The 12,889-nt window shown below is 68.1% G+C and carries 12 protein-coding genes; 5 read left to right on the forward strand and 7 right to left on the reverse strand.

Annotated elements, in window-relative coordinates; genetic code table 11:
* Position 1: 1 nt before the first annotated feature.
* From ACFTS5_RS27615 to ACFTS5_RS27630, 4 genes are all read right to left on the reverse strand, one after another.
* Entirely contained in the window at positions 2-1,465 is a 1,464-nt protein-coding gene (locus ACFTS5_RS27615) for an MFS transporter (protein ID WP_378636478.1), read from the reverse strand.
* A 132-nt stretch (positions 1,466-1,597) separates the two neighbouring features.
* Complete coding sequence (locus ACFTS5_RS27620; RefSeq protein ID WP_378636480.1) at positions 1,598-2,065, reverse strand: MarR family winged helix-turn-helix transcriptional regulator; 468 nt, start codon at positions 2,063-2,065, stop codon at positions 1,598-1,600.
* A 95-nt stretch (positions 2,066-2,160) separates the two neighbouring features.
* Positions 2,161-4,116 (reverse strand): GMC family oxidoreductase, encoded by a 1,956-nt coding sequence (locus ACFTS5_RS27625; RefSeq protein WP_378636483.1) that lies wholly within the window; start codon positions 4,114-4,116, stop codon positions 2,161-2,163.
* 114 nt (positions 4,117-4,230) lie between these two features.
* Complete coding sequence (locus ACFTS5_RS27630; RefSeq protein ID WP_378636484.1) at positions 4,231-4,695, reverse strand: carboxypeptidase-like regulatory domain-containing protein; 465 nt, start codon at positions 4,693-4,695, stop codon at positions 4,231-4,233.
* 172 nt (positions 4,696-4,867) lie between these two features.
* Here ACFTS5_RS27630 and msrA point away from each other — a divergent pair, with 172 nt between their 5' ends.
* Positions 4,868-5,383, forward strand: coding sequence for a peptide-methionine (S)-S-oxide reductase MsrA (gene msrA, locus ACFTS5_RS27635; protein WP_378636487.1), 516 nt, complete (start codon positions 4,868-4,870; stop codon positions 5,381-5,383).
* A 108-nt stretch (positions 5,384-5,491) separates the two neighbouring features.
* Positions 5,492-6,526, forward strand: a complete 1,035-nt coding sequence (locus ACFTS5_RS27640) for a hypothetical protein (RefSeq protein ID WP_378636489.1) — start codon at positions 5,492-5,494, stop codon at positions 6,524-6,526.
* A gap of 54 nt (positions 6,527-6,580) precedes the next feature.
* Here the strand turns inward: ACFTS5_RS27640 and ACFTS5_RS27645 are convergent, their stop codons facing one another.
* Positions 6,581-6,829 (reverse strand): hypothetical protein, encoded by a 249-nt coding sequence (locus tag ACFTS5_RS27645; protein ID WP_378636492.1) that lies wholly within the window; start codon positions 6,827-6,829, stop codon positions 6,581-6,583.
* 114 nt (positions 6,830-6,943) lie between these two features.
* On the opposite strand from ACFTS5_RS27645, the gene ACFTS5_RS27650 reads away from it, so the two are divergent.
* Positions 6,944-7,978 carry a hypothetical protein gene (locus ACFTS5_RS27650; RefSeq protein WP_378636494.1) on the forward strand — a complete coding sequence of 345 codons (1,035 nt, stop codon included), beginning with the start codon at positions 6,944-6,946 and terminating at the stop codon, positions 7,976-7,978.
* 64 nt (positions 7,979-8,042) lie between these two features.
* Here the strand turns inward: ACFTS5_RS27650 and ACFTS5_RS27655 are convergent, their stop codons facing one another.
* Positions 8,043-8,696: a nucleotidyltransferase domain-containing protein gene (locus tag ACFTS5_RS27655; protein WP_378636497.1), complete on the reverse strand. Its 654-nt coding sequence runs from the start codon at positions 8,694-8,696 to the stop codon at positions 8,043-8,045.
* Between the two features lie 83 nt (positions 8,697-8,779).
* Complete coding sequence (locus tag ACFTS5_RS27660; RefSeq protein WP_378636500.1) at positions 8,780-10,381, reverse strand: phosphatase PAP2 family protein; 1,602 nt, start codon at positions 10,379-10,381, stop codon at positions 8,780-8,782.
* A gap of 243 nt (positions 10,382-10,624) precedes the next feature.
* Here ACFTS5_RS27660 and gcvT point away from each other — a divergent pair, with 243 nt between their 5' ends.
* A complete protein-coding gene (gene gcvT, locus ACFTS5_RS27665; protein ID WP_378636502.1) occupies positions 10,625-11,725 on the forward strand; it encodes a glycine cleavage system aminomethyltransferase GcvT in 1,101 nt (366 codons plus the stop codon).
* A 55-nt stretch (positions 11,726-11,780) separates the two neighbouring features.
* Complete coding sequence (locus ACFTS5_RS27670) at positions 11,781-12,878, forward strand: branched-chain amino acid aminotransferase (RefSeq protein ID WP_378636504.1); 1,098 nt, start codon at positions 11,781-11,783, stop codon at positions 12,876-12,878.
* Positions 12,879-12,889 lie beyond the last annotated feature (11 nt).

Below are 12,889 nucleotides of genomic sequence, written 5' to 3' on the forward strand. Positions count from 1 at the left end.
GTCAGGCTTTCGCCACCGATACCGGCTGCGCCGACAGTGTCGCGAGTTCGGTATCGAGATCGGCGGGCTCGGCCGGTCGGCGCGGAATGGTCATCGCGATACCGGCCGCCACGAGCGCTACAGCGGCGCCGATCAGCAGGCCGACATGGAACCCGGCCTCCGACGGCACGGCGTGCCCGGCGAAGTCGGTCGTCATATTCGCCAGCACCACACCCACAACGGCCGCCGACACCGACGTACCGAGCGAGCGCATCAGCGTATTGATGCTGTTGGCGGAGGCGGTTTCCGACAGCGGCACCGCACCCATGATCAGGGCGGGCATGGCGCCGTAGGCCAGGCCGACACCGATGTTGGTGATGCAGACCATCGCCATCAGACCCCAGGTCGAACCCATCAGCACGGCCGACGAGCCATAGCCGATGGCGATGATCAGCGCCCCGACCGCGAGGGTGACCTTGGGTCCGCGTGCGGCCGACAGTTTCGCGCCCGCCGGGGACAACGCCATCATCATCAAGCCGCCCGGCGCCATCCACAGACCCATACCCAGCATGGTTTGTCCCATGCCGTGGCCGGTGGCCGCGGGCAACTGCATCAACTGCGGCACGATCAGCGCCTGGCCGTACATGGCGAAGCCGACCAGAACGGACGCGGCGTTGGTCAGCAGCACCTGCGGCCGGGCCGTGGTGCGCAGATCGACGAGCGGGTCGGAGGTCCGCAATTCCCACCGTCCCCACGCGGCCAGGGTCACCGCCGAGGCGGCGAACAGTCCGAGCGTGGTGGCACTGCTCCAGCCCCACCCGGCGCCCTTGGACACTGGAAGGAGCAGGAATACCAGTCCCGCGCCGAGTCCCACCGCACCGACGAAATCGAACCGTCCACCCGCGTCACCGCGCTTCGCCTCGGCCGGAACCAGGGTCACGATGAGCACCACGATCAGTGCGCTCAGCGCCGCCGCGGCCCAGAACAGGACCCGCCAGCTCGCGTACTGCGCGACCGCGGCCGATATCGGCAGACCCAGCGCGCCACCGACCCCGAGCGACGCGCTCATGAGCGCGATCGAGGAACCCAGCCGTTCCGCGGGAAGCACATCGCGCATCAGGCTGATTCCCAACGGAATCAAACCGACCCCCATGCCCTGGATTCCGCGTCCGATCAGCATGGGTACCAGCGAGGAGGACATGGCGGCGATCGCGGCGCCCACGATCAGAAATCCACCGGAGACCAGCAGCATGCGGTGTTTTCCGTAGAGGTCACCGAGCTTGCCGGCGACCGGGGTGAACACCGCTCCGACCAGCAGCGTCACCGTGATCACCCAGGACGCGTCGGCGGCGCTGGTGTGGAGCAGTTGCGGGAGTTGACCGATGATCGGCACCACCGCCGTCTGCGTAATCGCGGCGACGGTGCCGCCGAAGGCGAGGACGCCGACGACCACCCCGGGTCGTGCCGTCTTTTCCGAGATCCCCACGTACCGCTCCTATCGACAAACACGCAAGTTATGTACAGGGCACAAGATATGCATACTGCATTAGATGTGTATAGTACACATTATTGGGCGCGCGAACTCGATCGGGAAATCGTGACGTAGGTCGCAGTCCCGCTAGTGATCCGCGGGCAGGGCCGCGATCGGGCGCGGCCAGAACTCCCCTGACCGGCGTTCGATGTCGGTGTTGAATCGTCGCAGGTAGCCGGCGAAGGCGGCGATATCCTCGGCCGGCCAGTCCTCGAGGATCGAATCCAGGGCGTCGACGATCAGGGCTCGTTCGGCGTTCAACCGGCGCTCACCCTTGGATGTGACCCGAAACTTCCGCGCCATCCCGCCCTCGGGATCCGGCATCCGCTCGATCGCGCCGGTCCGCATCATGGCCGCGGTCTGCCGATTGAGAGTCGAGGCATCCAAGCCCAGTGCGTCACTGAGCTGCCCGATGGACATCATTCCACCCATCCGCAGCCGGCTCAGCAAGATATAGGCGCTGCGGTCCATGGCGTCGGGCCCCCGGCGCGATCTCAGGCTGTGGCGACCCAGGAGCATGGTCTCGAACTCGACCAACTGCGTCGCCTTGTCCATCTCAGCCCTTTCCGCGAATTCGCACCGGCCCGGCCGCGCGGTGGATCACCACATGTGTACCGACCACACTACGTGTCCGCTGCACATCGACACCGCTAACCCAGCCGGGCCGCGAGCCGTTTCGCGTTCATGTAGCCGATCGCCTCGATGGTGACCATCGGGTTCACGCCAGGGGCGGTGGGGAAGCTCGACCCGTCGGCCACCACGATGTTCGGCACATCCCAGGTGGCGCCGTCCGGGTCGGTCGCCGAGAGCTCCGGCGTCCCGCCCATCCTGGCCGAGCCCATGATGTGCAGGGCGCCCATCGAGCAGCGGCCGGGGCCGTAGCCCGCCTTCTTCGCCGCGGCGTCGAATTCGGCGAGCGAACCGCGGGTGCCCGGTTCGAAGGAGATGCCCGCCTGATGACCGGAGAAGATCCGTTGCGCGCCTGCGGCTTCCAGGATGGAGGCGGCGCCGACGATGCCGGTGTGCAGGTGCGCGGCGTCGTAGTCGGACAGCTGGTATTTCACCACCGGTTCGCCGGACTTGTCGATCGAGACGGTGCCGGGGTCGCGGTCGCGGGTGATGATGCCGATGGAGTTCGTGCGCGCGAAATCGAGCATGGTGGCCCGATGTTGCGCCGCGCCGCGCCAGCTCATGAAGCCGGTGGCCAAACCGGGATGGACCGGGCCGGTCTCGTAGATCACGCCGTAGCCGTTGCCGTCGAGGTTCGCGTGGTGCCTGCTGATGCGGGCCTGCAACGCCCCTTCCCACGGGCGGACGTCGTCGTCGAAGACGCCGAAGACCGCCGCGGCCGGGTGCAGGCGCAGATACCGGCCGATGTTCTTGTTGCGCAGACCGGATCGTCGCAGCAGCGCCGGTGTCTGGATCGCGCCCGCGGCGACCACGACCGCCTTGGCGCGCACCGTGATCTCCACCCCGGAGGCGGTGACCGCCGAAACCGACTCGGCCCGGCCCGCTTTCACCGTGATCGCGCGGACGTCGGCGTCGACCACCAGGCGCGCACCGTGCTCGGCCGCATCGGCGAGCCAGGTCTTGGTCGCCGACTGCTTGGCGCCGAGGCGGCAGCCGTAGCCGCAACGCCCACACTCGATTCCGGCGTCACAGGCATCGCTGACATTGCGCGGCAGGGTGTCCACATCCCAGCCGAGCGCGCGCGCACCGCGCTCGAGAATTCCGTCGCGCGCCGAGAGCGGTGACTTGCTGTCGGTGACGCTGATCCGTTTCTGTACAGCGGCCAGCGCATCACCGAACTCGTCCTCGGCGAACTGCGGCACGCCGGTCTCGGCCCACTCGGCACGGACCGTGTCGGGCGTCGGCAGCGAGGTGCTCCAGTTGACCACGGTGCCGCCGCCGAGGCAGGTCCCCGCGACGAGGGTGATCTGGCCTTCCGCCGAGGCGGCGGGTCCCGGCGCGTACAGGCTGGTCAGCGCGTCGAGTTCGCCGTCGCCGAAATCCTGGTCGTCGTAATAGTTTCCGCGTTCGAGCACGATCACGTCGAGGCCGGCTTCGGCCAGCACCGCCGCGGCGGCACCGCCACCGGCGCCGGAGCCGACCACCACCACATCGCATTCGAGCGCGGTGGATTCGGTGAACCGCAGCGGTGACAGCGGCGGCTTCGGGGCGGTGTCGAGCCGGCCGACCGGCGCCGGGTAGCCGATCTCCGCCCACAGTGGATTCGTGCCGGTGGGACCGGGGCTCACGTTGTAGGCGAGCAGGGAAGCCTGCTTGAGCGCCTGGAAGATCGCCCGGGCGGGGGCGAGGCCGGAGTCGGCCAGGCGCAGCAGGGCTGCCTCGCGCTGCTCCTGCGAGAGCGTGGAGAACCGGCGTAAGCCGCTGCCGGTGAACAGGCCGAAGAGGCGAGAATCCCACAGTCCCAACAGCGTTGCCAGCTGCTTCTGCTCGGCTTCGCGAGGATTGCGCCCGAGGATGCGGAAGATCGTGTCGACTGCGCCGATATCGGTCGCGGCGGGCAATCCGCGCCCGTCGCCAGGGAGAAACGTATCGCAGATCATGCCCAGCGCGGCCCGCTGTTCGGCTGTCGGTTCCATGCGGAAACCACCCCTTTTCACTCTGGGGTGATTTCTATCACGGGACACGCGACCGCGCTGGGGGTCAACAGGTTTCGGGCCGGGCGGTGCTAACGCCCGGCCCGGCCTCCTCGATCAGTCGGCGGTGAACTGGATCGTTTTGAGCGACGGAGTCGACAGGTCGACATCGGCGCGGGTGACCGACTGCGTCGCCGAATCGTTGCGGTAGGCCGTGAGCTGGTAACGCCCGGGCTGTAGTCCGCGGAAACTCACCTGCCCGTTGGCGCCGGTGGACATGTGCCGGTGAATATTGTCGCCACAGGCGTCGATGCCGGTGAGGACGATCTTGCCGCCCGCGATCGGCGTGCGGTGCTTCGCGGTGATCAGCACCGCGTCGATCTGGCCCGCGGCCGCCGGGCTCGCCCCGCGGACTCCCTGGCCGTTCTGCCGTGCCTGTCGTAGTTCCTCGCAGGGCGCCGCGTCCTGCGCGATCGAGTCGTCGGCGCCGGGGTGAGCCCCCATGGCGGTCGCCGCCGTCCCCATCAGAGCTGTTGCCGCCAATCCGATCGCCAAACACTGGGAAATGACAAATCGTGGCATCGCGCCGTCTTCCTCCTACTTCCTGGCCTGACCTGAAAGTGCACGTGGACATTGCTGAGGTAACGCTCGGGCGGCAACAATACTGACGGGAATTCCGGCACTGAAACCGGTGTTCCATAGAGGCGGTTGTGGCCGATTCGTGCGACCGTTGAGCCCTCATGAAGGAGGATGTGTGAGCGACACTCGTAAGGCGATTCTGGCCGGTGGATGCTTCTGGGGCATGCAGGATCTGATCCGCCGTCAGCCCGGCGTACTGGCCACCAGGGTCGGTTACACCGGCGGGACCAACGACAATCCGACCTACCGCAATCACCCGGGCCACGCCGAGGCCGTCGAGATCGAATACGACCCGGCGCAGACCGACTATCGCGCGTTGCTCGAGTTCCTGTTCCAGATCCACGATCCGACCACCAAGGATCGCCAGGGCAACGATCTCGGCGACAGTTACCGTTCCGCGATCTTCTATCTCGACGACGATCAGCGCCGCATCGCCCTCGACACCATCGCCGATGTCGACGCCTCGGGCCTGTGGCCGGGCAAGGTCGTCACCGAGGTGACCCCGGCGAGCACGTTCTGGGACGCCGAGCCCGAGCACCAGGACTACCTGATTCGCTACCCCGACGGCTACACCTGCCATTTTCCTCGTCCCGGCTGGAAACTCCCGAAGCGCGAGAACACCGGCAAGTAGCGTTTTCCATATGTCATGATCGGCTGTGTCGGCGTGACCGTGACGTCGGATCGGAGTACTCATATGAGCGGCAGCGGCCGTCTCGAACGATGAGGGGAAGCGATTCGGATGACATATGGACAGCAGCAACCCGGTTATCCCCCGGCGGGACCGACGCTCAGTGTCGGTGACGCCATCGGGTACGGGTGGACGAAATTCAAAGACAACGCGCTCGTATGGATCGGGATGGTGGTCGTCGCATTCCTGATCCAGGCGGTGATCAGCTTCCTGTTCGGGCTCGGAAACTCCGGCGACACCGATTATGACGGCGGTGTCAGTTTCGGGTTCGGGCTCTGGCAGATCCTCGGCACCATCGTGAGCACGGTGATCGGATATCTGATCTCGGCGGCATTCGTGCGTGGCTCGCTGCACGAAACCGATGGCAACAAGCCCGGATTCGGGTCGTTCTTCCAGTTCACCAATGTGGGTGCGGTGATCATCGCCGGCCTGCTGGTCGGTCTGGCGACCGGCATCGGCCTGCTGCTGTGTGTGCTGCCGGGCCTGGTCGTCGCGTTCTTCACCTGGTGGACGATGCAGTTCGTGATCGACCGTGACCAGGACGGTGTCACCGCGATCAAGTCGAGTTTCTCGGCGATATCGAGCAACGCGGGAACGCTGCTGCTGCTGGCGCTGGCGCTGTTCGGTATCAACATCGTCGGTGCGCTGCTGTGCGGTCTCGGCCTGCTCGTCACGATCCCGTTGACGATCATCGCCTCGACCTACGCCTACCGGGTTGTCACCGGTGGGCCGGTCGCCGGCGCGGCGAAGACCCCGGAGCCGGGATACCCGCAGCAATACGGCGGGCCCGCAGCAGGATTCGGCGGGCAGCCGGGGTACGGCGGTCCGGAAGGCGGACAGGGTTACGGCGGTCCCGGCTACGGTGGTCCCGGTTACGGCGGCCCCGAAGGTGGACCGGGGTACGGCGGGCCCGCTGGTGGTCCCGGTTACGGCGGTCCGGGTACCGGTGGTCCGGGTGGGCCGGGCACGGGCGGTCCGGGTGGACCGGGCACGGGTGGACCGGGTTATGGCGGTCCGGGGTACCCGGACAATCCTGATCTGGGCAAGCCCGGTGACCAGGGCTGGGGACCTGAAGGTAACCGCTGAGAAGTTGATCCCGAGGGGCGTGCGATGTCGTTCATCGCACGCCCCTCGTGCTGTTCACTCGCAGCCGATGCCGTCTCCGTCACGGTCGAGGCCGTAGTCGTCGGGGCCGATCACCGTGACGCGGCCGGTGTAGACGGGGCCGTTGCCGCTACCGCCTTCACAGTCCACATCGCTGACGATGGGCAGGCACGGGGTGTAGGAATCGTGGCAGTTCGAGGGCTGCGCTACTGCGACGGTCGGCGTGGCGATCGCGAACGCGAAGGCCGCGATGACGGCGGAACCGAGGGTGACGGCGTATTTCATTGTGCTCCATTCAATTATCCAGCGGCGCACAGTGTTTCACGGGTGGGTGATTTGTCGGAAATTTGCTTGTCGGTACCTGCCGGTAGCATCGGGGGACTCGGACAAGGGGGAGTGATGCGGGGGAAATGGCGGGCGCTGTCGTGGTGGGCGCGGGGTGCGGTGATCGCGCTCGCGCTGGTTCTTGTGGTGACGCTTCCGGTGGCCGGGGTGGTAGCCGCCCTGCTGGCGCACAACATCGGCGAACAGTCCGAACAGGCGCGGACGCGAGGTAGGGACGCGGTCTGGCTCGGTCATGCCTGGGTGGACGGGCGCAAGACCGACGCCGATATCGACGGGCTCGGGAAGTTGCTGGCAGGTACCGGAGTTCGGGATCTGTACGTCCATACGGGACCGTTGGAACACGACGGGAGTCTGCGCGACGTTCTCGCACCGCGGGCGCAATGGTTCGTCGACGCGGTGCACGCGCGATTACCGGGAATTCGGGTGCAGTCGTGGCTCGGCGACATCGTGCAGCCCGAATTCGACGGCCTGGATGTGGAATCGGCGGCCTCGCGCGAGCGGGTGGTGGCATCGGCGCGGCGAGTGCTGGCCTATGGGTTCGACGGGGTGCATTACGACCTCGAACCCGTTCGGTCCGGATCGCCGGGATTTCTCGCGCTGCTCGACGCGACTCGGGTCGTGGCCTCGGGGGCGCGCGTCCAGCTGTCGGTCTCGGCGCCGGTGATCGATCCGCTACCCGGATTGCATTCGGTGGGTGTGGCTCTCGCCGATCACGGAAAATGGTGGAGCCAAGCCTATTTCGCCGAGGTTGCCCGTCGCGCCGATCAGGTTGCGGTGATGTCCTATGACACGGCGATGCCTACCCGAGCTCTCTACAGCGGGTATGTGGCGCAGCAGACCGAACTCGCCGCCGAGGTGACCCCGGACGGAGTCGATCTCTTGATGGGTGCACCCGCCTTCTGGGCCGACGACCCAGGCCATCACGGTGCTGCCGAGACCGTTGCCGCCGCGGTTCGGGGAATTCGCCTCGGTCTGACCGACACCGATGTCGGCCGAGCGAATTTCGGTGTGGCTCTATACGTGGATTTCGCTGCCACGCCACAGGATTGGGCCGACTATCGACGAGAGTGGTGTCGAACAACCGAATGAATTCGGCGACCGTCCGATTCCGGTTCGGCGGCACTATTGGTTCTCGGCCGCTTGTTCGTCCGGTCTAATCCGTGGTGGGGACGATGGCGGGCGCGCGGATCTCGGCCAGCCACGGGTGATCCGGGTAGAGCTGGATCAGCCAGGAATTCAGCCGGGTGAGCCGGTACTCGGGGAGCAGGGGGAGGACGCGGAGGAAATCGGCGTAGTCCTTGGGGCGGTTGGCTTTCGCCTTGAACAGCAGCACGACCTCGGGGACGAGATAGGGGATGCCGTTGGTCGTGGTGCGGATGAGTTCGGTGTAGGAGAGAGTGATCGTGGGGTCGCGGCGGCAGATCCAGGTGTCGCCGTCGTGCGGTTCACGGAAGACGTCGAGATGGAAGGCGCCGGTGAAGGGATCGCGCAGCCAGGTCTGATGGAGTTCGGGGCAGGACGCGGCCACGGTATAGGGCCAGAGCTCGCCACTGCCGACGACGTCCCATTCGTACTCGGGAAAAGCGGCCGCGATCTCAGGGAAATCCATTCGGGGGACGGTGATTTCGATGTCGTCATGGGCGCGGGAAATCGCGCCTGCGAACAGGTCGAGGGCCCAGCCGCCCGCGACGGCCCAGGGGGCCGGGCAGGTGGCGAGGCGGGCGGCGACCACGCTCGGGGTCCACGGGTCCCAGCGGCGGGCGGCTTCGGTTGCGGTGATCGGACGTCCCCCGTCCGGCGAGCTCATCTATCCATCCTCGATACCCACGGCCGGGGACGCAAGGCTGTTGTGGGCGATGGTGATCGAGACGAGACGGGTTTGTGAGGAAGTCAGCGTCGGCGGTCGGTGAGCCAGGCCAGGGGGCGGCGGTGGTGGGGTCGTGGGCGGTTTTCCCAGCGGGGGTTGTCCTCGTTGCGGCGGTAGGCCGGGATCCGGCCCGCCACGGAGAAACGGAAAGTGGTGGCGATGCCCACTACTTCGCCGTCGGCGGCGACGGCCACGGGGGTTTTCGAGGTGACGGTGAGTTCGTGCATCTGCCGTTCGCCGTAGACGCGGCTGTGCCCGATGGCGGCGAGCATCAGGGCGATGACGGCGCGGGTGCGGGAGAACCGGACGTCGGCCCGGAGCCAGCGGACGTCGAGCAGGCCCTCGTCGAGGCGGGAGCGGAAAGCGGGCACAGCGCCGTGCGGGTGGTAGGGGCCGTTGCCGATGAACAGGAACCACATGTCGTGCCAGCGGTCGTCGAGCCGGATGTGGATCGGCTCCGCGCGGCGCAGGGTGACGACGAGGGCGGCGGCGAAGGCGGGCCACTTGCCCCAGCGGTCTTCCCACTTCTCGCGCAGGCGGACCAGCTCGGGGTAGGCGCCGATGCTGGCGGTGTTGATCCAATGGTGGGTGTAGGGGCCGTCGGTGGTGTCGAGTTCGACTGCGGCGATGTCGACTTCGACGGCCTCGCCGGTGCCGGTGGCATCGGCCACCTCGCGCAGGTCGTAGACGCCGAGGTCGCGGGCGAAGTGGTTCAGGGTGCCGGCGGGGATGACGACCAGGGGCAGGTTGTTGCGGACCGCGACAGCTGCGGCCGCGGCGATGGTTCCGTCTCCGCCCGCGGCGCCGACCGCGAGGACCGAGGTGCGGTCGCTCGCCGCGCGATCCGCGGTGTCGGCGTCTGTCGCGACAGCGGTGTCGACCGCTTCCTGTAGCACCTCGACGGCGTCACGGCCGGGTTCGGTGCGTACCAGGGTCGCGGCGGGCAGGGCTTCGGCGATGTCCGCCGTGGGGTCGTAGGAGGAGTCGCCGGAGCGGGGATTCACCAGTAGCAGCAGACCTTTGCCGTCGGCGAGGATCGGCGCGTCGTGCACGACGTGCGCGTCGGCCTCGTCGGATTCGCGAATCGGCCACCAGCGGCGGGTGGTGAGAGCGACAGCGGTGCCGACGCCGGCGCCGACCAGCACGTCGGACGGCCAGTGCGCGCCGGTGTGGATGCGCGAGTAGGCGACGGCGGCGGCCACCGGCGCGACGGCGAGCGCGGCGCGCGGGCTCTCCAGGGCAACGGCCGTGGCGAAGGCGGCGGCATTGGCGCTGTGGCCCGATGGGAAGGACGACGACACCGGCGCGGCGACCAGCCTGCGGCCGAGCGGCATCAGTTCGGCCGGCGGCCGCCGCCGCGGGATCAGGGTCTTGAGCACGAGGTTGACGACGAAACTGCTGCCACCCAGCGCGATGACGCCGCGCAACGCCGCCCGTCGCGGGGGACCCGGCTGCACCGCGAGTGCCGCCGCCACGGCCAGCCATAGACCGCCGGTGTTGGCAGACCGGGTCAACCGCAGCATGCCGCGATCGACCGACGATTCCGGAATTCGGGACACCGCCCGGCTCATCGTGTCGTCCATCCGGGCGACATGGCCGAAGCGTGCTCGGGGCAACTCACTCACACCCAGAACACTACCGCCGTTGGGCGTCACGATCTTTGGACACGGACAGCGCCACCCGTGCGCCCTCGATGGCAAGGCCGCGCTGTCCGCGTCGACAGGTCCCGCCGGGCGAGCCGGAGGCGCCGATCCGACGTACGTTGGTGCCCGCGATCCTCGCCCCGGCGGGCGACGCGCGAAACCGGTCGGGCCTCCTCGATTACGGGGGCAGGAAGCGATAGGCGCGCCGCCCGATAAACTCTGCCCATGACCGACACCGCGCTGCTCGAGGGCCCCATCCACGCTGTTCATGTCGAACTCGGCGCCACCTTCGCGCCGTTCGGCGGGTGGGAGATGCCCGTGCAGTACGCGGGCACGGTCGGCGAGCACACGGCGGTGCGCACCACGGTCGGGCTCTTCGACGTGAGCCACCTCGGTAAGGCGACCGTCGCGGGTCAGGGAGCCGCGGCTTTCGTGAACTCGGCGTTGACCAACGACCTGGGCCGGATCCAGCCGGGAAAGGCGCAGTACACCCTGTGCTGTGCCGAGGACGGCGGCGTGATCGACGACCTGATCGCCTACTACGTCAGCGACGACGAGGTGTTCCTGGTGCCGAACGCGGCCAACACCGCGGCGGTGGTGGCCGAGTTGCGCAAGCTCGCTCCCGAGGGGATCACCGTCACCGACCAGCATCGCGACTACGCGGTGTTCGCGGTGCAGGGGCCCAAGGCCACCGAGGTGCTGACCGCGCTCGGCCTGCCCACCGAGATGGAGTACATGGCCTACGCCGACGCCGAGTGGCAGGGCCGTCCGGTGCGCGTGTGCCGGACCGGCTATACCGGCGAGCACGGCTACGAGCTGCTGCCGACGTGGGCTGACGCGGAGCCGCTGTTCCGCGCCCTGATCGCGCAGGTCGAGGCCGAGGGCGGCCAGGCGGCCGGACTCGGCGCGCGCGACACCCTGCGCACCGAGATGGGCTACCCGCTGCACGGACACGAACTGTCCCTCGACATCACCCCGAACCAGGCCCGTACCGGCTGGGCCGTGGGCTGGAAGAAGCCGGAATTCTGGGGCAAGGCCGCGCTCGAGCAGGAGAAGGCCGACGGCCCGCGCCGTACGCTGATGGGACTGAAGGCACTGGATCGCGGCGTGCTGCGCCAGGGCCAGACCGTGCTCCGCGACGGCGAGCCGGTCGGCGAGACCACCTCGGGGACGTTCTCACCGTCGCTGAAGGTCGGCATCGCGCTGGCGCTGCTCGACACCGACGCGAAGCTCGAACCCGGCGACGAGGTGGAGGTCGACGTCCGCGGGCGCAAGCTGCGCGCCGCGGTCGTCAAGCCGCCGTTCGTCGACACCAAGACCAAGTAACTCCCCCGTAGTGGGGGCGAGACAGCACCGAATCGGCCCGGATAGGATTCCCACCATGACAGTCGCCGCACAGTTCACCCGTATCCCGCATCCCGCGCCCACCCCGGCGCAGCGGCGGGAAGAGGTACTGGCGGCCCCCGGTTTCGGACGGTTCTTCACCGATCACATGGTGTCGATCGACTACGCCGACGGCCGGTGGGGCAACGCGCGCGTCGAACCGTACGGCCCGCTCTCGATGGACCCGGCGACCATGGTGTTCCACTACGGCCAGGCGATCTTCGAAGGGCTCAAGGCCTACCGCCAGCCCGACGGCGAGATCGCGACCTTCCGCATCGATGCCAACGCCGCGCGGTTCCGCCGCTCGGCCGCGCGGATGGCGATGGCGGAACTGCCCGAGGAACTGTTCATCGAGTCCGTGCGCCAGCTCCTCGACGTCGACGCCGACTGGGTGCCCGCGGCCGGTGGCGAGGACTCGCTGTACCTGCGGCCGTTCATGTTCTCCACCGAGGCGGGCCTGGGCGTGAAGCCCGCGTCGGCCTACAAATACCTGCTGCTCGCCTCGCCTGCCGGGGCCTACTTCCCGCGCGGTGTGAAGCCGGTGCGGGTGTGGCTGTCGACCGAGTACGTGCGCGCGGCTCCCGGCGGCACCGGTGAGGCGAAGGTGGCGGGCAACTACGCCTCGTCGCTGCTCGCGCAGGCGCAGGCCACCGACGAGGGCTGTGACCAGGTGGTCTGGCTGGACGCCTGCGAGCGTCGCTACGTCGAGGAGATGGGCACCAACAACCTGTTCTTCGTGTTCGGCACCGGCTCGGAGGCACGGCTGGTGACCCCCGAGCTGTCGGGTTCGCTGCTGCCCGGTATCACCCGCGACTCGCTGCTCACCCTGGCCGCCGACTCCGGCTACCCGGTGGAGGAGCGCAAGATCTCGGTGGAGGAATGGCGCAAGGGCGCCGAATCCGGTGAGATCAGTGAGGTCTTCGCCTGCGGGACGGCCGCGGTGATCACGCCGGTGGGCTGGGTGAAGTCCGGCGAGGGCGAATTCGCCATAGGTGGCGGTGAACCCGGTGAGGTGACGATGGCGCTGCGCGACACGTTGACCGGAATCCAGCGCGGAACCTTCGCCGACACCCACGGGTGGATGCGGACTCTGTAAGCGTCACAACA

The sequence above is a fragment of the Nocardia sp. NPDC056952 genome, assembly GCF_042674185.1.
Classification (GTDB): domain Bacteria; phylum Actinomycetota; class Actinomycetes; order Mycobacteriales; family Mycobacteriaceae; genus Nocardia.

Coding starts and splice junctions, on each gene's coding strand:
- ACFTS5_RS27655 (WP_378636497.1), bottom strand. CDS start 8,696: ATGAGCTCGCCGGACGGGGGACGTCCGATCACCGCAACCGAAGCCGCC.
- ACFTS5_RS27640 (WP_378636489.1), top strand. CDS start 5,492: ATGACATATGGACAGCAGCAACCCGGTTATCCCCCGGCGGGACCGACG.
- ACFTS5_RS27625 (WP_378636483.1), bottom strand. CDS start 4,116: ATGGAACCGACAGCCGAACAGCGGGCCGCGCTGGGCATGATCTGCGAT.
- ACFTS5_RS27650 (WP_378636494.1), top strand. CDS start 6,944: ATGCGGGGGAAATGGCGGGCGCTGTCGTGGTGGGCGCGGGGTGCGGTG.
- ACFTS5_RS27670 (WP_378636504.1), top strand. CDS start 11,781: ATGACAGTCGCCGCACAGTTCACCCGTATCCCGCATCCCGCGCCCACC.
- ACFTS5_RS27620 (WP_378636480.1), bottom strand. CDS start 2,065: ATGGACAAGGCGACGCAGTTGGTCGAGTTCGAGACCATGCTCCTGGGT.
- ACFTS5_RS27630 (WP_378636484.1), bottom strand. CDS start 4,695: ATGCCACGATTTGTCATTTCCCAGTGTTTGGCGATCGGATTGGCGGCA.
- gcvT (WP_378636502.1), top strand. CDS start 10,625: ATGACCGACACCGCGCTGCTCGAGGGCCCCATCCACGCTGTTCATGTC.
- ACFTS5_RS27645 (WP_378636492.1), bottom strand. CDS start 6,829: ATGAAATACGCCGTCACCCTCGGTTCCGCCGTCATCGCGGCCTTCGCG.